The following is a 19,431-nucleotide window of genomic DNA, read 5'->3' on the forward strand; positions in this document are numbered from 1 at the left end:
CTGCAACCCGAGAAGGCCCGGCATGTCCGGGCCTTTTCTTTGCGCGCTGCGCGCCATGCCGCGGAAGCCCTCGCTGGCGCGGAAGCGGCCGGCACCGCACGCCTGGATGCGTGTGCGACAACGCGCCGGCGACACACGCACGACCGCCCCGCACCCACCCGCGCATCCATCTGAACCGGTTAGGCAAAGCCGCGCCGCAGCATGGACACAGCTGCGGGCCGCAGCTTGTTAAACTCCGCCGACTTTAATCCTGACCGGATTCGCTCCCGATGCTCAATGCCCGTCCGCTTGCCCTCGCTGTCGCCCTCGGCCTGATCGCCCTGGCGTCCACCGCCGATGCCGCGCCCAAGAAGAAGCGCGCCGCCGCCAAGGCGCCCGTCGTCAGCGCCGCCTGCACCGATTTCTACGACTACGCCAACGCCGACTGGCTGAAGAGCAACCCGCTGCCGCAGACCGGCGCGGTCACCGCCCTGGGCCAGTTGTCCGCGCGCGCGCAGCAACAGCAGCGCGACCTGCTCGACGCGTCGATGCAGTCGCCGCAGAACGACGTGCAGAAGGCGCTGGGCGATTTCTGGGCCAGCGGCCTGGACGAAGCGGCGGTGGAGAAGGACGGTTCCAACCCGATCGCACCGCTGCTCAGCCGCATCGACGCGATCAAGAAGGCCAAGGAGGTCCCGGCCTCGATCGCCGCGCTGCACCAGATCGGCATCCCGGTGGCGTTCAACTTCGGCGCCGACGTCGACCTGAAGGCGCTGGACCGCCATATCGGCTACTTCATGCAGGGCGGCATGGGCCTGCCCGACCCGGCCTTCTACACCCGCACCGACGCCGACACCGTGGCGCTGATGGGCCGCTACCGCGCCTACGTCAAGCAGATCCTGACCCTGACCGGCACCCCGGCGGCCAAGCTCGAGGCCGACACCCAGTCGGTGCTGCAGATCGAGACCGCGCTGGCGCGCAGCGCCAAGTCGCTGGCCGGCATCAACAACCCGTTCAACAACTACGCGCCGATCTCCACCAAGGAGTTGAACAAGCAGTACCGCAACCTGCAGCTGGACGCGTTCCTGAAGGCGCAGGGCGTCAACGACGACCTGGTGTCGATGGCCGATCCGGACATGTTCAAGCAGCTCGACGGCATGATCGTCAGCATCAAGCCCGATCAATGGAAGGCCTACCTGCGCTGGCGCGTCGGCGACGCGATGGCGCCGTACCTGTCCAAGAGCTTCCGCGACGCCAGCTTCGAGTTCCGCGGCCGCGTGCTGGAAGGCCAGACCCTGCCGCCGCAGCGCTGGTCGCAGGTGCTGGACGCGATCAACGTCGCCGCCGGCCCGATGCTGGGCCGCGAGTACGTCGGCCGCTATCTCAACGCCGACACCCGCCGCCAGGCCGAGAGCATCGCCGACCAGGTGCGCGACACCGAGATCGCCGCGATCAAGCGCAACACCTGGCTGAGCGAGTCGGCGCGCGCCGAAGCGCAGGCCAAGCTGGCCGCGCTGAAGATCGAAGTCGGCGCGCCGCGCCGCGACCTGGACTACAGCGTGCAGCCGATGGGCCGCGGCAGCTTCGGCGGCAACATGCTGATCGCCTCCACCTGGCGCCACCGCGAGGAAATGAAGCGCATCGGCAAGGGCAATGCCGACCGCCGCTGGGACGTGCTGCCGCAGCAGCCGGCGCTGACCTACGACCTGGCCCAGAACCGCCTGATCGTCACCGCCGCGGTGCTGCAGCCGCCGGTGTTCGTCGCCGGTGGCGATGCCGCCGCGCTGTACGGCGGCTACGGCGCGCTGGTCGCGCACGAACTGATCGGCGCGATCGACAGCAAGGGCAGCCAGGTCGACGCCAAGGGCGAACTGCGCAACTGGTGGACCCCGGAAGACAAGAGCGCGTGGACCGCACTGAGCGCGCGCGCCGCCGCGCAGTACGGCGCCTACGACTTCCCCGGCGTGAAGGGCGCCAAGGTCAACGGCCAGCTGACCCAGGAACAGGACCTGACCGACATCGGCAGCGTCGAACTGGCCTGGCAGGCGTATGCCGCCGCCCAGCCGGCCGCCGGCGACGCCGGCAAGCAGGCGTTCTACAAGGCCTGGGCCGGCCTGTGGGCGCAGCAGCTGTCGCCGAACGAGGCAGTGCAACGCGTCACCGCCGACGTGCACGCGCCCGGTCGCTGGCGCGCCAACGGTCCGCTGGCCAACCTGCCCTCCTTCGCCGCCGCCTTCACCTGCAAGGCCGGCCAGCCGATGGTGCGCAGCGACGCCGAGCAGATTCGCGTCTGGCCGTAACCGCAATTCGCCAGGCAGTGCATGCACGACGGCGCGGGCAACCGCGCCGTCGTGCGTTGTGGCGATGGCGATCGGCACAACCCGCCAGCGTCTCGGCGTTTGGCAACGGCCGTCGGCGCGACCAAGCCAGCGCGCCGCGCCATCAGCCGATGGCGTCTCGCAAAGCCATTCCAGCTGCGACGATACGTGCCCGATGCGCTCGAACGCACGCTCGGTCGGTTGCGGCGGTGCGCATGCACCCACCCCCGAAATGCGCCAAGAGCGCGTCGCAAAACATCGCCGCCGAAGTGGACAGTGGCCGCGTTGCATGCGGCCATGTCGGATCGCCGCTCAGGAGCGTTCGCGGCGCACGCCGGACCAACTCACCCAACTCACCACAGCGGCGCTCGTCGCTGCAGGCCGACGTCCCTCAGCGCACGATCCGCGGCCGCGGCGGCTTGCGCTTGCCGAACGGCGGCTGCCCGCGCCAGTAGCGGATCAGCAGCCAGCCGAACAGCATGCCGCCCAGGTGCGCGAAATGCGCCACCCCCGGCTGCCAGCCGGTGAAGCCCATGATCAGCTCCAGCGCGCCGAACACGATCACGAAGGTGCGCGCCTTCATCGGGATCGGCGGGAACAGCAGCATCACCCGCTGGTTCGGGAACAGCATGCCGAACGCCAGCAGCAGGCCGAAGACGCCGCCGGACGCGCCCAGGGTCGGATACGGATCGCCGCCGTTGCTCACCGTCCACCAGCCCACCAGCAGCTGGCACAGGCCGGCGCCGGCCACGCACACCAGGTAATAGGTCAGGAAGCGCTTGTTGCCCCAGGTCTGCTCCAGCGGCCCGCCGAACATGTACAGCGCCAGCATGTTGAACAACAGGTGCGAGAAGCCGCCATGCAGGAAGCCATAGGTCAGCAGCTGCCAGATCTGGAAATTCTGTCCCGGCGAAAACGCATCGAAGTCGCTGAGCGGCCACAGCATGAACGGCGCGAAGGTGTCGTCGCCCAGCAGCAGCTGCAGCAGGAACACCACCACATTGCCGATCAGCAGGGCTTGGGTAACAGGCGGAAGTCTGGGAAACATGGTCGTGTCCGTGGCAACTGCCGACCATCATAGCCGCTCGCTATCGCGGCCCCCATAACGCCGCGTCGAGGTCGCGCGCCGGCGTTGGGGCACGCTTCACCCGTCCGCCCTGCACCGCCACGCCTTCGGCGCGCAGCCGCTGGCACTGTTCGCGAAAGCCGCGCGAGCCTTCCGGGAAGGCGATGCGCCCGTCGCTGCGCAGCACCCGGTGCCAGGGCAGCGCCGGATCGGCGTTGCCGCCGAGCACCCGCGCGACCAGGCGCGCGCGGCCGGGCAAGCCGGCCAGCATCGCCACCTCGCCATAGCAGCGCACCTGGCCGGACGGGATCGCGCGGATCGTCGCCAGGATCCGTGCCTGGGCCGCCGCCGAGGCGTTGGCAGCCGACGTGGAATCCTGCCCGCTCATGCCGGCACCGTCCGTGCCGGCCGCGACACCGTCAGCACCCCGCCCAGCACCAGCAGCGTGCCGACGATCTGCCACGGTCCCATCGCCTCGCCCAGCAACAGCACGCTGAGCACGATGGTCGAGACCGGGCCGAGCATGCCGATCTGCGACGCCAGGCCCGAGCCGATCCGCCGCACCGCCAGCATCGTCGCCAGCACCGGCACCGCCGTGCACAGCGTGCCGTTGAGCAGCGACAGCCAGTACACCGGCGTGGGCAGCAGCAAGGCGTGCAGCGGCCGCAGCAGCAGGAACTGGGCGATGCACAGCACGCAGGCGACCAGGCTGGCGTAGGCGGTCAGCCGCACCGCGCCGATCCGCGCCACCATCTGCCCGCTGCCGACCAGGTACAGCGCATAGGCCAGCGCGCTGCCGAACACCAGCAGGCTGCCCCAGGCGGTACGCGCGCCGCCGACCTGCAGGTCGTGGCCGAAGGCGAGCAGCACGCCGAGATAGCTCAGCGCCAGCGCCCACAACTGGCGGCGTTGCGGCCGGCGGCGGAACGCGAGCACGCCGATCAGCAACACCAGGGTCGGGGTCAGATACAGGATCAGCCGCTCGAGCGTCGCGGTGATATAGGCCAGGCCGAGGAAATCCAGGTAGCTGGCCAGGTAGTAGCCGAGCACGCCGAGCGCGCCGATGCGCCAGCGGTCGCCGCGCTGCAGCGGCGGCGCCCGGCGCGCGGCCCACAGCGCCATCGCCGCGAAACACGGCAAGGCCACCAGCATGCGCAGCGCCAGCAGGGTCACCGCGTCCACCCCGTAGCGATAGCCGAGCTTGACGATGATCGCCTTGCCGGAAAACGCGATCGCGCCGCCGGCGGCCAGCAGCACGCCGCCCAGGTCGGCATGCGCCGTCGCCAGCGGAGCGGCGGTCGAGCGCTCGGAGGCGCTCATCGCGGACCGGCGCCGAAGCGGAAACGAACATCGTGCATGCCGCCCATTCTACGGCCGCTGCCCGCTGCAGCAGCGCTACCGATGCGGCAGAGCGGAGCACATCGGCGCGAACCACCCGCAACCAGCCTGCATAACGCCGGCGCCGCAATGCACTGCACTAAGGCGGATGACCGCACCGCTCGAACGTCGCCTTGCCCGCGCCCTCCCTGGTTTCGGCGCAACAACATGCAGCAGCACCGCAACGGCGCGCGCCTCAGCGCATCAGCACCACTTCCTCGGCCGAGGTCGGATGGATCGCCACCGTGTCTTCCAGCTGGCGCTTGGTCACGCCCAGCTTCAGCGCCACCGCGAAACCCTGCAGGATCTCGTCGGCGCCGTCGCCGAGCAGATGGAAACCGACCACCCGTTCGTCCTCGCCGGCGCAGACCAGCTTGAACAGGCTGCGCTGCGGCGCGTCGGCCAGCGCATGCAGCATCGGCCGGAAATTGCTGCGATACACCGTCACCGCGTCGCCGTAGCGTGCCCGCGCCTGCTCCTCGCCCAGGCCGACCTGGCCCAGCGGCGGATGCGAGAACACCACGCTGGGCACGTTGTCGTAGTCCAGCCGCGCCTGCGGCTGGTCGCCGAACAGGCGATCCATCAGCTTGCGTCCGGCCGCGATCGCCACGGGGGTCAGGCCGACCTTGCCGGCCACGTCGCCGATCGCGTACAGCCCCGGCACGTCGGTGTTCTGGTAATCGTCGACCACGATCTCGCACTTGTCGCCGATGCGCACGCCCAGCGCTTCCAGGCCGATGTCCTTGCTGTTCGGACGCCGCCCGATCGCGAAGAACACCTGGTCCACGGGCTCGCTCGGCTGCCCGTCGCCGTCGTGCAAGTGCAGGCCCTGCTCGCCGCGGCGCAGGGCCGTGGCACGATAGCCGAAATGCAGGCGCACGCCCTGATGGCGCAGGTTCTCGCCGAGCTGCCGCGCCAGTTCCGCATCGAAACGCTCCAGCAGGCGTTCGCCCTGCACGAACAGATCGACGCGGCTGCCCAGCGCCTGCAGCAGGCCGGCCAACTCCACCGCGATATAACCGCCGCCGACGATGGCCACGCGCGGCGGCGCCTCGCACAGATTGAAGAAATCGTCCGACACCAGGCCCAGTTCGGCGCCCTCGATCGGCGGCCGCAGCGCATGCGCGCCGGTGGCGATCACCACGTGGCCGGCGCTGACCCGCACGCCGTCGCCGCATTCCACCGTATGCGCGTCCAGCAGCCGGCCGCGCTGCGGAATCAGCACCACGCCGTCGGCATCCAGGCGCCGCCGGTAGCTGCCATGGATGTTGCCGATATAGCCCTGGCGATGCGCCACCAGTTCCGGCCACGACAAGGTGGAACTGGGGATGGAAAAACCGATGGCGCGGGCCAGGTCGATGCGCCCGACCAGGTCGGCGGCCAGCCACATCGCCTTCTTCGGCACGCACCCGATGTTGACGCAGGTGCCGCCGAGCGCGCCCGGCTCCAGAATCGCCACGCGCGCGCCGAGGCCGGCGGCGCGGAACGCGGTGGCCAGGCCGCCGGAACCGCCGCCGAGCACCAGCAGGTCGTAGTCGTAGACGGCATCGGTCACTGCACACGCTCCCCGAGGTACGGCGTGGGGTCGATCGCGGGCGACTGCCCGCCTCTCTGGTCGGCCATCGGTTGTCCTGTCGTGTTGTTCATGCTGATTCCGAGCATGCCACGCGCGGTGGCGAGCCACGCGTGAGGATGCCGCGGCATACACGGGGTCGGCGCATCGTCATGGGCAGTCGCGTTTCAGGCAGTGCCATGACGGCGCATCGGTTGCCAACGCAGATAGCTCGCCGAACGCCACAGCCATTCCGCCGGACCGAAGCGGAAATGGCGCAGCCACAGCTGCGACGCCACCACCTGCAGCGCGAACAGCGCGAACGCGAACGGGATCTGCCAGACGCGCGGCAGGCGCTCGAAATAGCCCAGGCCATAGCCATAGAACAGCGTGGTGCACAGCAGCGACTGCAGCAGATAGTTGCTCAGCGCCATGCGCCCGGCCGGTGCCAGCCAGCGCAGCGCCGGGGCGAAGCGCAGCAACCAGGCCGCATAGCCCAGCGCCATCATCCCGCTGGCCACGGTGGCCAAGGCGAACGCGCTGGCCAGGCGCAGGTCCAGGCGCGCCGGATCCATCCACGGTTCCAGCCGGAAGCTCAGCAGCATCAGCGCCATGCCCGCCGGCAGCACGCCCCAGCGCAGCGCCGCCAGCAGCCGCGGACGCCGCTGCGGCTGCTGCGCCAGGCCGCTGCGCACGCACCATGCGCCGAGCAGGAACATGCCGAAGATGGTCGGCGCATTGAACACCAGCGTACCCAGCGCATCGATCAGGTCGCGCAGGCGCTGCGCGGTCGCCTGCGCGTAGCTGCCGTGGCCGAACACCTGGCGCTGCTGTTCCAGCGCCGCCGCCGCGCGCTGCGCCTGCTCGGCCATGACCTGCCGCCACTGCACGGCGCCGTGCGGATCGGCCTGCGCCGCCGAGCCGACCGCGCCGGTCAGCAGCGACAGCAGCGGCGAGCACAGATAGACCGCCAACGCCATCCACGGCAGCCAGCGCGTCGGCGCCTCGCGAAAGGCCAGCAGCATGAACGCCAGCAGCGCATAGCTGACCAAGATGTCGCCGGACCACAGCAGCACCGCATGCAGCACGCCGATCAGCAGCAGCGCCGCGCTGCGGCGCACGAAGAAGCCGCCGAACTCGCGCCGCGCCGCCTCCGCGCGCTGCGCCATCACCGCAAAGCCCATGCCGAACAACAACGAGAACAAGGTGTAGAACTTGCCCTGCACCAGCAGGTAGACCGCCGCATCGGCGACGCGATCGGCACCGCGCAACAGCGGATCCAGCCCGGTCATCGCCGTATCCAGCGGACCGACGAAGCCTTCGATGTTCATCAGCAGGATGCCGAGCAGCGCGAAACCGCGCAGCACGTCCAGGGTGACGATGCGTTCGGCGGGCGCTACGGGCTGCAGCACGGGAGCGGAGGAAGCCAAGGCGTGGCACCGGACGAAAGACCGGCGATTATCCATCGCCGCGGCGCGCATGCGCCAAGGCGCATCGCGAAGTACATGAAGTACGGAAGTGGCCGAGCGGCGAGCGCGGCCGCGCCGTTCGGCCACGCCGATCAGGCAGCGGCGGCGCAGCGCGCACCCGCACGGCGCAGACGGATCCCGCCAACGGGACCCGCGCCGCGCTCACTCAATGATGGTGACCGCCCTCGCCGTGCACGTGGCCGTGCTCGATCTCTTCCGGCTTGGCTTCGCGCACCTCGAGGATCTCCACGTCGAAATGCAGGTCCTTGCCCGCCATCGGATGGTTGAGGTCGACATCGACCACGCTCATGCCGACCTTCTGCACGGTCACCGCGCGCGGGCCAAAGTTGGTCTGCAGGACCACCTGGCTGCCCGGCTGCAGCTTGGTCGCGCCGAAATGCTTCTTCGGCACGCGCTGGGTCAGGCCCTCGCGGTAGTCGCCGTAAGCGTCCTTGGCGGCCACGTCGACGCCGAAGCTGGCGCCGGTTTCCTGGTCCAGCATCGCGTTCTCCAGGCCCGGGATGATGTTGCCGTGGCCGATCAGGATCACCAGCGGATCGCGGTCCTTGGACGTCTCGATCGGCGCCTGGCCGGCTTCGGAGACGGTGTAGTGGAAACGGACGACGCGGTCTTTTTCGATCTTCATGTGCAACTCTGCGCTGTGGCTGCCGATGGCAGACGGTGTGGACGGCTTGTCGGCCGACGGGAGCGCCGCCATGATGGCGGCCATCTAAGGTTGCGCATTATCCCGGCTCCATGCAGAACAAGCCAGTTGCAACGTCCACGCGGCGCCTTCTTCCCTGTGGGGCGGTCCTGCTGTGCATGGCCGTGCTGGCCGCCTGCGGCCGCCACGAGGTGCGCCCGTCGCGCCCGCCGCCGGTGGCGGTGCGCAGCTGGCCGCAGGTGGCGCCGGCCGACCCGGCCGCGGCCAACGCGGTGCTGATGCGCGCGCTGGGCCTGGTCGGCACGCCCTACCGCTATGGCGGCAATACCCCGGATTCCGGCTTCGACTGCAGCGGCCTGGTCGCCTACGTCTACCGCGACATGCTCGACCTGCGGCTGCCGCGCACCTCGCGCGAACTGGCCGCGGTGCAGGGTCCGCGGATCGATCCGCAACGCCTGAGCACCGGCGATCTGGTGTTTTTCGGCAGCGGCGGCACGGTCAGCCATGTCGGCATCTATGTCGGCGAGGGCCGCTTCGTGCACGCCCCCAGCACCGGCGGAACGGTCCGCCTGGACTATCTGGACGGGACCTATTGGCGCGACCACTACACCGGCGCCAAGCGCGTCCTGCACTGAACTGTGGTTGCGCTCACATTCATAATTACGAAATATTAACGTAATTTGAACTTCGTCTTGCCGTCTACAGGGCATCATCGCCCATCGTTTGAATTTGTGATCGAAGCGTGACGACCGAAGCCAAGACCTCTCCAGGCAAGACCTCCGTCCCCCGCCGGGCCGCCTTCCGCTTAATCTGCACCGCCTCGCTCTGCCTCTCGGCCGTTCCGGCCCTGGCCCAGTCGGCTCCGGCCGACACCGTGATCCCCGAAACGATCGCCCCCGTCGCACCGGCGCAGATGACCGCCGCCGGCGCCACCAGCACCACTCCCACGACCTCCCAGCCCGCGACCGCCAAGCCGGTCGCCGCGCAGGCCCCGGCCACCGCACGCAGCAAGGCCGACGCCGCCGCCACCGCCACCCTGGCCGCCCTGCTCCCGCATCTGGCCGCCAACGACACCATTCCGCTGATGGACCGCTCGGCGATGTTCGCCGGCGACATCAGCCGCCTGCTGGCCAACTACGACGTGTCCCAGGCGCCGCTGCGCGAGGGCGTGGTCCCGGGCGGCGACAAGGTGCAGTCGGTGCTCAAGCGCGCCATGGCGCTGCTCGGCACCCCGTACCGCTGGGGCGGCGAAGACACCGAAGGCTTCGATTGCAGCGGCCTGGTCGGCTACGTGTTCCGGACCGCGCTGGGCATCGAGCTGCCGCGCGTGTCGCGCGAGATGGCGCGCGAGGCCAATGCCGAACTGATCAAGGACCGCGACGCGCTGGCGCCGGGCGACCTGGTGTTCTTCGGCCGCAAGGGCCGCGTCGACCACGTCGGCCTGTACGTCGGCGAAGGCCGCTTCCTGCACGCGCCGAGCCGCGGCAAGGACGTGCGCGTGGACACGCTGACCAGCGGCTACTGGAGCGAGAAGTTCGTGCAGGCGCGGCGCGTGGCGATGTAAGCCGCGCAGCACGCAGGCAAAAAAAGAAAGGCCGCTGGAGACAGCGGCCTTTTTCGTTGTGGCGATCGTTCGCCATCCGGCGCCTGGCGCCTGGCTGCCCTGCTGGCGGCACGTTACGCTGGTCCGGCTCGATCATGCCCCGGGACCACAATGACGCCACCGCCCTCGCCCGCAGCGCCGCCGCGCCGTGTCCACCGGCACCGTTGTTCCTCCATCCCTCCGCGGTGCCGGCAGGCGGCGCACTGATGCCGGCCGCGCCCGTTCTGCCCACACCCGCGCAAGCGCTGGCGATCGCGCAGGCGCTGCTGTCCAGCCGCTACGACGGGGCGGCCTTCGGCTTCGCCGCCGGCTCGATCCTGCGCGGCGAAGGCACCCACCTGTCCGATATCGATCTAGTGGTGGTCTACGAGCGGTTGCCCGCGGCGCGGCGCGAATCGTTCCTGGCCGACGGCGTGCCGGTCGAAGCCTTCGTCCACGATCCGGGCACGCTGACCTGGTTTCTCGATGACGACGTGGCCCGCGGCCGCCCCAGTTTGCTGCACATGATCGCCGAGGGCTGCATCGTCGGCACCGCGAGCGAACCCGCGCGCACCCTGCAAGGCCAGATCGCCGCACGCCTGCAGGCCGGTCCGCCGCCGCTGTCGCCGGCGCAAGTGGACGCGCTGCGCTACCAGATCACCGACCTGATCGACGACCTGTGCGGCGAGCGCAGCGCCGCCGAGATCGTCGCGATCGGCGCCGTGTTGCACCCGCTCCTGACGGAACTGGCGCTGCGCGGGCGCGGCCGCTGGTCCGGCAGCGGCAAATGGGCGCCGCGTCTGCTCGCGCGGATCGATCCCGCGCTGGGCCAGCGCTTCGAGCACGCCTTCGCCGCGCTGTTCGCCAGCGCGGACTGCGCGCCGGTGCTCGCGCTGGCGCAACGGGAACTGGCCGCGCACGGCGGCCGCCTGTTCGATGGCGACTGCCGCACCGCGCCTGCGGACTGGCGCGCTTGAGTCGCGGCGCGGCGTCTTGGCCGCGATATCAGGCCTGGTAGTGGGAAATGGTGTCCTCGATGCCCTTGCTCAGCTCCATCACCTTCAACGCGTACTCGGACAGGCGATGGTCTTCCGGCGTGTCCGGCTGCCACGACGGCACCGGGGTCGGCTTGCCCTCCACCCCGTCCAGGGCCACGAACACGATGATGCAGTGGGTGCACAGCCGCGAATCGCCGCCCATCGGGTCGCGCGCGCGCACGTCGATCGCGAAATGCATGCTGGTGCTGCCGGTGTAGACCAGCTTGGCGGTGACCGTGACCATGTCGCTGATCCGGATCGGCGAGACGAACCGGATGCCGCCGACCGCCACGGTCACGCTGTAGCGTCCGCTCCAACCCACCGCGGCGGCGTAGCCGACCTGGTCGATCCACTTCATCACCACCCCGCCGTGGACCTTGCCGCCGTAGTTGACGTCGATCGGCTCGGCCAGGAAGCGGAAGGTCAGTTCGCGTTGCGTGCCGCTCATCGGGGCTCCAGGGAAAGGAAGGAAGCGGAAGTCTGCCACGTACCGATGCTGCAGGCGCCGCGCCGCCGCATCGCGCGGATCGGCGGTTCAGGGCCGGCAACGGCGCCGCGCGGGAACCGCCAATGCCTCTCTTGCCTCGCCAGGGGCGCCCGCACGCGATCGCGACGGCAATTAACCAACCGCCAATGCCGGGTTGTCGCGTTTGCGGATGCACAGCCACGGAAAGTGCGGCTGTGGCCGGCGCAGCGCGCGCAGGCAACGGGCACGCAGGCTGCGCGGATCGAACAGCAAGCGCAGCGCGATGCCTTCGAACGCGGCCCAGGTGTGCTGGTGGTACTGGCTGGCCAGTTCCGCGCAACCCAGTCCGCTGAAGTAGCGCAGGCTGCGCGCGGCGCTGGCCTGCGCCTGCGCGGCGTCGGCGTAGAACGGACTGTCGATCACGTGCAGTTCGCCGTCGTGCTGCAACAGGCCGAGCAGGCGCGCGATCAGCGCGCGCGGGTCGGCGAAATACTGGATGCAGGCCGGCAGCACGACCGCATCGAAGCGCTGCGGCGGCAGCGGCAGCGTGTGGATGTCGCCGGCGACGAAGCTCAGATGCGCACTGGCCGCGAACACGCGCGCGGCCTGCGCCAGCTCGGTGCGGTTGACGTCGACGCCGCAGACCTCGCGCTGCAGGCCCTCGGCCAGCCGCTGCGACAGCCAGCCGTTGCCGCAGCCCAGTTCGAGCAACGGCCCGCTGCCGCCGCGCGCACGCAGGTGACGCAGCAGGCGCCGGCACGACTCGGCACGCACCCGCCACTCGTGGCTGGCGGCCAGCGCCCCGCCGGGATGCGGCAGCGTGCGTACCTGCGCGTCGCTGTAGACGCGGCCTTCCTGCTGCCGGACCGCGAGGTACTGGCGCTCGAACGGATCGGCGGCCAGCGCCTGCTGCACCAGCACCCCATCGATCGGCGTCAGCCCGGGAAGCTGTTGCAGCTGTTCGCGCAGACTGATCGCTGGCGTGCTCACCGCGGAATCAACGCAGCTGGCCGGACCCGTCGGCCGGCGGATCTTCCAGGCCGACATTGCTCGAGGCCGCCTCGTACACGCTGCGGTCGAGCAGGCCGGTTTCCTTGGCCACCAGCACCGGCACCAGCATCTGCCCGGTGACGTTGGTCATGGTGCGCATCATGTCCAGCACGCGGTCGATCGCGTACAGGTAGCCGATCACCTCCAGCGGCAGGTTGGCCGCGCTCAGCACCACCGTGGCCATCACCACCGCGGTACCGGGCACGCCGGCGGTGCCGAAGCTGCCCAGCACCGAGGCGATCAGCACCACGAAATACTGGTTGGCGGTCAGCGGCACCCCGGTGTATTGGGCGATGAACACTGCGCACAGCGCCGGGAAGATCGCCCCGCAGCCATCCATCTTGATGCTGGCGCCCAGCGGCACCGCGAACGCGGCGTAGTCCTTGTTGACGCCGAGGTTGTGGGTGATCGAGCGCAGCGCCACCGGCATCGCGGCGAAGCTGGAGGAACTGACGAAGGCCACCTGCATGCCCGGCGCGGCGCCGCGGAAGAACTTCCACGGGTTCAGCCCGTGCGCCAGCAGCAGGCCGCTGTACACCACCAGGATGTGGATCGCGCAGGCCAGGTACAGCGCCAGCACGAAGTTGCCGAACGGCAGCAGCTTCTCGAAGCCGTAGCTGCCGACCAGCGAGGCGATCAGGCCGAAGGTGCCGAGCGGGGTCATCTCCAGCACGAAGCGGGTGACCTGGATCATGATCTCGCTCATCTGCCCGGTGAGCTTGCGCGCCTCGGCCACGCGCTCGCCCAGCTTGACCATCGCAAAGCCCAGCAGCGCGGCGAAGAAGATCACCGGCAGGATCGAGCCGCGCCCGGCCGCCAGCACCGTCTCGCCGGCGGCGTTGGTCCTGGTGCCGATGCCGGTCAGCGCATAGAACGGATTGGACGGCACCACGTCCAGCAGCACCTGGATCGGGCTGGGCACGTCGCGCGGCTTCCATGCGCCATCCACGCTCAGGCCGAAGTGGCCGGCGCCCGGCTGCAGCAGCGTGCCCACGGCCAGGCCGACGCCGACCGCCAGCGCGGCGGTGAGCACGAACCACAGGAAGGTGCGCCCGCCGAGCCTGGCCACCGATTGCTGGCCGTGCAGCGAAGAGATCGCGTTGATCACCGCGAAGAACACCAGCGGTACCGCGATCATCTTGATCAGGGTCACGTACAGGTCGCCGAGCGGCCCGAACCAGGTGTCCGCCGCCGGCCCCAGCGCCCAGCCGGCCAACGCACCGAGCACGAAGCCGGCCACCACGCGCTGCCAGAACGGGATGCGCAACCAGGCGGTCACCACTTTCATCGATGCTGTCCAGAAAATCTCGGGGTCCTGCACCATAGCGCAAGCCGGCGCGGGCGACGACGCCATGGCTGGAAAGGCGCGATGTCATCGGCGTGCCTTGTCGCAGCCGGCATAATGCGCAGGACTTCGTGCCCAGGGGCCGTTCCTCGCATGCGCCATCTCGTTCCCGCTTTCGCCGCCGCTTCCACCCTGCTGCTGGCGGCCTGCGCCAGTGCGCCGCGCGCGCCTGCCAGCGCCGCCATCGCGCCCATCGCCGTGCCGGCCGTCGCCCATCCCGGCGGCGAGACGCCGGACTGGTGGTACCGCAGCGGCGCGGCCAAGGCCGCCAACAACGGCGCGATGCGCGGCAAGGCCAAGAACGTGATCCTGTTCCTCGGCGACGGCATGAGCCTGACCACGGTCGCCGCCGCGCGCATCCTCGACGGCCAGCGCAAGGGCGCCTCCGGCGAGGAGAACCAGCTGTCGTGGGAGGCGTTCCCGGCCACCGCGCTGAGCAAGACCTACAACACCGACTCGCAGACGCCGGACTCGGCCGGCACCATGACCTCGATCACCACCGGGGTGAAGACCCACATGGGCGCGATCGGCGTGTCCGCCGGCAAGCGCGAAGCCTGCGCCGACAGCCTCGGCAAGCAGTTGCTGACCTGGCTGGAACTGGCCGACAGCGCCGGCCTGAACACCGGCATCGTCACCACCACCCGGCTGACCCACGCCACCCCCGCGGCGACCTACGCGCACACCCCCGAACGCAACTGGGAAAGCGACACCGACCTGCCCGAGAAGGCGGTGGCCGAAGGCTGCCGCGACATCGCCCAGCAGATGGTGAGCGCGCGCTACGGCCGCGGCCCGCAGGTGATGCTGGCCGGCGGCCGCAGCCAGTTCACCACGGTCGAGCAGCGCGACCCGGAATACGACGACAAGGTCGGCCTGCGCCTGGACGGCCGCGACCTGGTCGGCGAATGGCGCCAGCGCCACCCGCAGGGTGCCTATGTGTGGAACCGCGGACAGCTGGAAGCGGCGCAGAACGCGCCGGCGCTGCTTGGCCTGTTCGAGCCGGACCACATGCAGTTCGACCACGACCGCGACCAGAGCGCGGCCGGCGACCCCAGCCTGGCCGAGATGACCCGCGCCGCGATCCGCACCCTGTCGCGCGGCAAGGACGGCTATGTGCTGATGGTCGAAGGCGGCCGCATCGACCACGCCCACCACGCCGGCAACGCCTACCGCGCGCTGGACGAGACCATCGCCCTGTCGCAGGCGGTGCAGGCCGCGGCGGAGGCGACCTCGGCCGAGGACACGCTGATCGTCGTCACCGCCGACCATTCGCACACGCTCAACTTCGTCGGCTACCCGCAGCGCGGGAACCCGATCCTGGGCAAGGTGCGCGGCACCAGCGGCGAAGACGCCAACACCGGCGAGTTGGCGCTGGACGGCAACGGCCAGCCGTATGCCACGCTCAGCTACGCCAACGGCCCCGGCTACACCGGCGCCAGCAACCAGCAGCCGGCCGGGATCAAACAGTTCCCGCACGCGCCAAGCAGCTTCGAACCGGTCAAGGGCCGCCCCGACCTGACCCACGTCGATACCGAACAGCCGGACTTCATGCAGGAAGCACTGGTGCCGACCAAGGCCGAGACCCATGGCGGCGACGACGTCGGCATCTGGGCGCGCGGCCCCGGCAGCGACGCGTTCCGCGGCAGCCTGGAAGAGAACGTGATCTACCACGTGATCGTGCAGGCCACGCCGAAGCTGCGCGGGCGCCTGTGCCAGGCCGGCACCTGCAACGGCGACGGCGTGCCGGTGCAGTTGCCGAAGCCGGACGCGTTCGTCGCCGACGCTGCCGGCGCCACCGCAAAGTGAGTTTGGCGCGGCAGCGGCACGCGATGACGACAAGGCGGCGGGCGGCGGCGCTGGTCGCGCTGGTCGCGCTGGCTGCGCTCGCGGCGGCGCCGGCCGCCTGGGCGCAGGCCGACAGCGCATGCCGGATCGCCGACCCGAACTCCGACCGCGCCATCGTGCCCGGCTGCAGCGTCGCGGCCGATGGCCGCCTGCGGCTTTCGCCGCGGACAGCGCAAGGCTTGCAGTTCGACGCCGATGGCCTGTCGGTGCTGACCGTAGGCGACCAGTTCTACTACGTGCGCGCCGATGGCAGCAGCCTGCCGGTGATCCTCTGGGACAGCGGCCCGGACTATTTCGCCGAAGGCCTCACCCGCGGCATCTTCCATGGCCGCATCGGTTTCTACGACCGGCAGCTGCGCGAAGTGATTCCGCCGGTCCACGACTTCGCCTGGCCGTTCGAGAACGGCGTGGCCCGGGTCTGCGACGGCTGCCGCCGCGGCACGCCCGATGGCGACGGGCATACGCCGATGGAGGGCGGGCGCTGGTACGCCATCGACCGCAAAAACCGCGAAGTGCCCGAACCGCAGCCCTGAGCGTATCCATAGCGGGGCGACCGCGTCGGCCTACCGACAAAGCAGGCGGCGGACTGCGTCCCTATCCCCTTTTCAGTGCCCGCGCCGCTGGCGCGAAGCGAAGCTTGCGGCGCGGCCGCCGCGTACCGTCGAACGGGACAGGAGCCGCAACCCGCCACGGCGCGCGGACGCGGCGCTGCGGTACGGCACCGAGCCCCTGCTCCAGGCGCTCGACAACCGGCAGCCGGTTGCCGGTTGCCGCTGCCGTCTTCGACAGGATCGGCTGCAGGTTCCTGCCGACACCGCCACCGACAGCGCGGCGATACGCCGCATGCCGAGCGCGGCCGCGTCGGATTGGATCGGATCGGGCAGCGATACAAGCGCATGGTCGCGATCCAGGCCACCCTTCGCCGCCGCCTCCAGGACAATCCGCTGCGCGACCGCGACGTACCGTCCGCAGCATGCTTCGCGGCCACGCCGCCAGCCTCTAAAGTGACGCGATGAAGCCCCATTCGGATATCGCATCGTCCTGCGCCGTGAGCGCCGCCCTGCCCGACCCGGCGCCGGCGGCGGTCCTGGTCGCGCTCAGCGGCGGGCTGGATTCCAGCGTGCTGCTGCACGCGCTGGCGCGACAGCCGCAGTACCGCCGCGCCGGGCTGCGCGCGCTGCACGTGCACCACGGCCTGCATGTCGACGCCGATGCATGGGCCGAGCACTGCACCGCCTGCTGCGCCGCCCTGGCGATCCCGCTGCAGGTGTTGCGCGTGCAGGTCCCGCGCGACAGCGGCCACGGCCTGGAGGCGGCGGCGCGGCAGGCGCGACGCGCAGCCTTCGCCCAGGTGCTGGGCGAAGGCGAGTGGCTGGCGCTGGCGCAGCATCGCGACGACCAGGCCGAGACATTTCTGCTGCGCGCGTTGCGCGCGTCCGGCCCGGACGGGCTGGCGGCGATGCAGCCGCTGCGCAGCTTCGCCAACGGCATGCTGTGGCGTCCGTTGCTGGCCTTGCCGCGCAGCGCATTGCAGGCCTATGCGCAGCTGCACGCGCTGCGCTGGATCGAAGACCCGAGCAATGCCGACCCCGGCTTCGACCGCAACTTCCTGCGCCTGCAGGTGTTGCCGCTGCTGCGCCAGCGCTGGCCGCATGCCGATGCCGCGCTGGCGCGCAGCGCGCAGCTGTGCGGCGAGGCCGGCGCGCTGCTGGACGACGGCGACCAGGCCGCGCTGGAGGCGCTGCGCGCCGACGCCACCGCGCCGCTGTCGCTGCCGCAGCTGCGCGCACTGCCGGCGCCGCGCCGTGCGCGCGTGCTGCGGCGCTGGATCGCGCAAGCCGGCCTGCCGCCGCTGCCGGCTGCCGGCCTGCTGGCGATCGAGCGCACGCTGCTGCACGCGCGTGCCGACGCCGCCGCGCAGTTCGCCTGGCATGGCGCGACGCTGCGCAGCTGGCGCGAGGCGCTGTACGCCGAACGCGATCCGCCGCCGCTGCCCGCCGACTGGCAGGCGCAGTGGGACGGCCGCGCACCGCTGGCGCTGCCCGACGGCCGCCGCCTGCGGCTGCTCGCCGACACCCCATTGGTGTTCGACGCCCCGCTGCTGGTGCGCTTGCGCCAGGGCGGCGAACGCATCCTGTTGCCCGGGCGCCTCCACTCGCAGGCGCTCAAGCAACTGCTGCAGGAGCGCGCCGTGCCGCCCTGGCAGCGCGCGCGCCTGCCGCTGCTGTTCGACGCCGAGCGCCTGCTCGCCGCCGGCGACCGGATCGTCGCCGCGCCGCTGCACGCCTGGCTGCAGGCACGGCACGCGCGGCTGGTACTGGACAGCGCCGCCACGCCATCGTCACCCGCCTCGCATTGACCCTGCCGCCGGCGCCGCGCACACTTCCGCGATGCCCAAGAAGTCATTAGAAGAAGCCTCCCCGGTCGCCCGCTTCGAGCAATCGCTCGAGGAACTGGAAGTGCTGGTGGAGAAGATGGAAACCGGCGACCTGAGCCTGGAGCAGTCGCTGAGCGCCTACGAGCGCGGCGTCGGCCTGTACCGGCAGTGCCAGCAGGCGTTGGAACAGGCCGAACTGCGCGTGCGCCTGCTCAGCGACCCGGAGCAGCCGGACACCGCCGAGCCGTTCGATCCCGCCCCGCTCCATGGCGGCTGACGCCGCGTTCGCGCGCTGGCGCCAGCGCGTGGAAGCCGGCCTGGATGCGCACCTGCCCAGTGCCGCGGCCGCGCCGCAGCGCCTGCACGCGGCGATGCGCCACGCCACCCTCGGCGGTGGCAAGCGCATGCGTCCACTGCTGGTCTACGCCACTGGCGCGCTGTTCGCCGCCGACGAAACCCGACTGGACGCGCCGGCGCTGGCGGTGGAACTGATCCACGCCTATTCGCTGGTCCACGACGACCTGCCGGCGATGGACGACGACGCCTTGCGCCGCGGCCGTCCCACCGTACACATCGCCTTCGACGAGGCCACCGCGATCCTGGCCGGCGATGCGTTGCAGAGCCTGGCCTTCGCGCTGTTGGCCGGTGCCGACGCGGCCGATGCGGCATTGCGCGTGCGCTGGCTGCAGACCCTGGCCGAGGCCGCGGGCGCGGCCGGCATGTGCGGCGGCCAGGCGCTGGACATCGACGCCACCGGCACGGTGCAGCCGCTGGCCGAGCTGCAGCGCATGCACGCATTGAAGACCGGCGCGCTGATCCGCGCCAGCGTGCGCCTGGGCGCGCTGGCCGGCGGTGCCGACGCCGCCGCGCTCGCGCAACTGGATAGCTTCGCCAGCGCGCTGGGCCTGGCGTTCCAGGTGCGCGACGACATCCTCGACATCGAGGCCAGCTCCGAGCAGCTCGGCAAGACCGCCGGCAAGGACGCGGCACAGGCCAAGTCCACCTATCCCGCACTGCTCGGCATGGACGGCGCCAAGGCCAAGCTCACCGAACTGGCGGCGACGATGCGCGACAGCCTGCATGGCCACGGCGCCCGCGCCGAGACGCTGGCGGCGCTGGCGCGGCTGGCGGTGGATCGCTCGCACTGAGTCCATCCAGCCGCTCCCTGTAAAGCCCTGTAGGAGCGGCTTCAGCCGCGACAGAGGCAGCGGCAGGATCGGATAGGCTCGGTGCCTTCGGGCTGAAGGTTCACGTGGGAGCGACTTCAGTCGCGACGGACTCCATCGGTAGCCCTCCAGCACGACTGG

General features: G+C 70.6%; 18 protein-coding genes. 9 read left to right on the top strand and 9 right to left on the bottom strand.

The genetic code is table 11. The annotated features are described in order from the left end of the window. Nucleotides 1-269: 269 nt before the first annotated feature. Nucleotides 270-2,279, top strand: coding sequence for a M13 family metallopeptidase (locus tag AB8810_RS15650; protein WP_369914143.1), 2,010 nt, complete (start codon nt 270-272; stop codon nt 2,277-2,279). 409 nt (nt 2,280-2,688) lie between these two features. Here AB8810_RS15650 and AB8810_RS15655 read toward each other — a convergent pair whose 3' ends face one another. From AB8810_RS15655 to AB8810_RS15680, 6 genes are all read right to left on the bottom strand, one after another. Then, a complete protein-coding gene (locus tag AB8810_RS15655; RefSeq protein ID WP_369914144.1) occupies nt 2,689-3,345 on the bottom strand; it encodes a rhomboid family intramembrane serine protease in 657 nt (218 codons plus the stop codon). Between the two features lie 40 nt (nt 3,346-3,385). Next, complete coding sequence (locus AB8810_RS15660; protein WP_369914145.1) at nt 3,386-3,826, bottom strand: MGMT family protein; 441 nt, start codon at nt 3,824-3,826, stop codon at nt 3,386-3,388. Continuing rightward, nucleotides 3,748-4,683: a DMT family transporter gene (locus AB8810_RS15665; RefSeq protein ID WP_369914146.1), complete on the bottom strand. Its 936-nt coding sequence runs from the start codon at nt 4,681-4,683 to the stop codon at nt 3,748-3,750. The genes AB8810_RS15660 and AB8810_RS15665 overlap by 79 nt, the downstream gene beginning before the upstream one ends. 253 nt (nt 4,684-4,936) lie before the next feature. Further along, nucleotides 4,937-6,295 (bottom strand): glutathione-disulfide reductase, encoded by a 1,359-nt coding sequence (gene gorA, locus AB8810_RS15670; protein ID WP_369914147.1) that lies wholly within the window; start codon nt 6,293-6,295, stop codon nt 4,937-4,939. Nucleotides 6,296-6,480: 185 nt separating this feature from the next. Continuing rightward, nucleotides 6,481-7,758: a DUF418 domain-containing protein gene (locus AB8810_RS15675; protein ID WP_369914148.1), complete on the bottom strand. Its 1,278-nt coding sequence runs from the start codon at nt 7,756-7,758 to the stop codon at nt 6,481-6,483. Between the two features lie 169 nt (nt 7,759-7,927). Next, nucleotides 7,928-8,407, bottom strand: a complete 480-nt coding sequence (locus AB8810_RS15680) for a peptidylprolyl isomerase (protein WP_369914149.1) — start codon at nt 8,405-8,407, stop codon at nt 7,928-7,930. A gap of 176 nt (nt 8,408-8,583) precedes the next feature. On the opposite strand from AB8810_RS15680, the gene AB8810_RS15685 reads away from it, so the two are divergent. The 3 genes from AB8810_RS15685 (at nt 8,584) to AB8810_RS15695 (ending at nt 10,984) form a co-directional block, all read left to right on the top strand. Beyond that, nucleotides 8,584-9,060 (top strand): C40 family peptidase, encoded by a 477-nt coding sequence (locus tag AB8810_RS15685; RefSeq protein ID WP_369914150.1) that lies wholly within the window; start codon nt 8,584-8,586, stop codon nt 9,058-9,060. A 107-nt stretch (nt 9,061-9,167) separates the two neighbouring features. Continuing rightward, nucleotides 9,168-9,989: a C40 family peptidase gene (locus tag AB8810_RS15690; protein WP_369914151.1), complete on the top strand. Its 822-nt coding sequence runs from the start codon at nt 9,168-9,170 to the stop codon at nt 9,987-9,989. 245 nt (nt 9,990-10,234) lie between these two features. Continuing rightward, nucleotides 10,235-10,984: a nucleotidyltransferase domain-containing protein gene (locus AB8810_RS15695; protein ID WP_369914152.1), complete on the top strand. Its 750-nt coding sequence runs from the start codon at nt 10,235-10,237 to the stop codon at nt 10,982-10,984. Nucleotides 10,985-11,012: 28 nt separating this feature from the next. On the opposite strand, the gene AB8810_RS15700 is transcribed toward AB8810_RS15695, so the two are convergent. The 3 genes from AB8810_RS15700 to AB8810_RS15710 form a co-directional block, all read right to left on the bottom strand. Further along, nucleotides 11,013-11,492 carry an acyl-CoA thioesterase gene (locus AB8810_RS15700; protein WP_009584133.1) on the bottom strand — a complete coding sequence of 160 codons (480 nt, stop codon included), beginning with the start codon at nt 11,490-11,492 and terminating at the stop codon, nt 11,013-11,015. A 171-nt stretch (nt 11,493-11,663) separates the two neighbouring features. Then, the gene (locus AB8810_RS15705; RefSeq protein ID WP_369914153.1) at nt 11,664-12,500 is read right to left on the bottom strand and encodes a class I SAM-dependent methyltransferase; all 837 of its coding nucleotides are present in this window, start codon (nt 12,498-12,500) and stop codon (nt 11,664-11,666) included. Nucleotides 12,501-12,507: 7 nt separating this feature from the next. Next, complete coding sequence (locus AB8810_RS15710) at nt 12,508-13,848, bottom strand: dicarboxylate/amino acid:cation symporter (protein ID WP_191824750.1); 1,341 nt, start codon at nt 13,846-13,848, stop codon at nt 12,508-12,510. Between the two features lie 150 nt (nt 13,849-13,998). Here AB8810_RS15710 and AB8810_RS15715 point away from each other — a divergent pair, with 150 nt between their 5' ends. The 5 genes from AB8810_RS15715 (at nt 13,999) to AB8810_RS15735 (ending at nt 19,272) form a co-directional block, all read left to right on the top strand. After that, the gene (locus tag AB8810_RS15715; RefSeq protein ID WP_369914154.1) at nt 13,999-15,708 is read left to right on the top strand and encodes an alkaline phosphatase; all 1,710 of its coding nucleotides are present in this window, start codon (nt 13,999-14,001) and stop codon (nt 15,706-15,708) included. A 23-nt stretch (nt 15,709-15,731) separates the two neighbouring features. Further along, nucleotides 15,732-16,280, top strand: coding sequence for a WG repeat-containing protein (locus AB8810_RS15720; RefSeq protein WP_369914155.1), 549 nt, complete (start codon nt 15,732-15,734; stop codon nt 16,278-16,280). A 515-nt stretch (nt 16,281-16,795) separates the two neighbouring features. Next, the gene (gene tilS, locus AB8810_RS15725) at nt 16,796-18,106 is read left to right on the top strand and encodes a tRNA lysidine(34) synthetase TilS (RefSeq protein WP_369914156.1); all 1,311 of its coding nucleotides are present in this window, start codon (nt 16,796-16,798) and stop codon (nt 18,104-18,106) included. Nucleotides 18,107-18,137: 31 nt separating this feature from the next. Next, nucleotides 18,138-18,401: an exodeoxyribonuclease VII small subunit gene (locus tag AB8810_RS15730; RefSeq protein ID WP_038237299.1), complete on the top strand. Its 264-nt coding sequence runs from the start codon at nt 18,138-18,140 to the stop codon at nt 18,399-18,401. Then, a complete protein-coding gene (locus tag AB8810_RS15735; RefSeq protein WP_206257467.1) occupies nt 18,391-19,272 on the top strand; it encodes a polyprenyl synthetase family protein in 882 nt (293 codons plus the stop codon). The genes AB8810_RS15730 and AB8810_RS15735 overlap by 11 nt, the downstream gene beginning before the upstream one ends. Nucleotides 19,273-19,431 lie beyond the last annotated feature (159 nt).

This window comes from Xanthomonas sp. NCPPB 3005 (genome assembly GCF_041228095.2).
In the GTDB taxonomy this organism is placed as follows: domain Bacteria; phylum Pseudomonadota; class Gammaproteobacteria; order Xanthomonadales; family Xanthomonadaceae; genus Xanthomonas_A; species Xanthomonas_A bonasiae.

Excerpts from the sequence above, each read along its gene's own strand:
- AB8810_RS15735 (WP_206257467.1), top strand. The coding sequence starts at position 18,391 with ATGGCGGCTGACGCCGCGTTCGCGCGCTGGCGCCAGCGCGTGGAAGCC.
- AB8810_RS15710 (WP_191824750.1), bottom strand. The coding sequence starts at position 13,848 with ATGAAAGTGGTGACCGCCTGGTTGCGCATCCCGTTCTGGCAGCGCGTG.
- AB8810_RS15720 (WP_369914155.1), top strand. The coding sequence starts at position 15,732 with ATGACGACAAGGCGGCGGGCGGCGGCGCTGGTCGCGCTGGTCGCGCTG.
- AB8810_RS15665 (WP_369914146.1), bottom strand. The coding sequence starts at position 4,683 with ATGAGCGCCTCCGAGCGCTCGACCGCCGCTCCGCTGGCGACGGCGCAT.
- AB8810_RS15695 (WP_369914152.1), top strand. The coding sequence starts at position 10,235 with ATGCCGGCCGCGCCCGTTCTGCCCACACCCGCGCAAGCGCTGGCGATC.
- AB8810_RS15700 (WP_009584133.1), bottom strand. The coding sequence starts at position 11,492 with ATGAGCGGCACGCAACGCGAACTGACCTTCCGCTTCCTGGCCGAGCCG.
- AB8810_RS15675 (WP_369914148.1), bottom strand. The coding sequence starts at position 7,758 with ATGGATAATCGCCGGTCTTTCGTCCGGTGCCACGCCTTGGCTTCCTCC.
- AB8810_RS15655 (WP_369914144.1), bottom strand. The coding sequence starts at position 3,345 with ATGTTTCCCAGACTTCCGCCTGTTACCCAAGCCCTGCTGATCGGCAAT.
- AB8810_RS15680 (WP_369914149.1), bottom strand. The coding sequence starts at position 8,407 with ATGAAGATCGAAAAAGACCGCGTCGTCCGTTTCCACTACACCGTCTCC.
- AB8810_RS15685 (WP_369914150.1), top strand. The coding sequence starts at position 8,584 with ATGGCCGTGCTGGCCGCCTGCGGCCGCCACGAGGTGCGCCCGTCGCGC.
- AB8810_RS15715 (WP_369914154.1), top strand. The coding sequence starts at position 13,999 with ATGCGCCATCTCGTTCCCGCTTTCGCCGCCGCTTCCACCCTGCTGCTG.
- AB8810_RS15730 (WP_038237299.1), top strand. The coding sequence starts at position 18,138 with ATGCCCAAGAAGTCATTAGAAGAAGCCTCCCCGGTCGCCCGCTTCGAG.
- AB8810_RS15650 (WP_369914143.1), top strand. The coding sequence starts at position 270 with ATGCTCAATGCCCGTCCGCTTGCCCTCGCTGTCGCCCTCGGCCTGATC.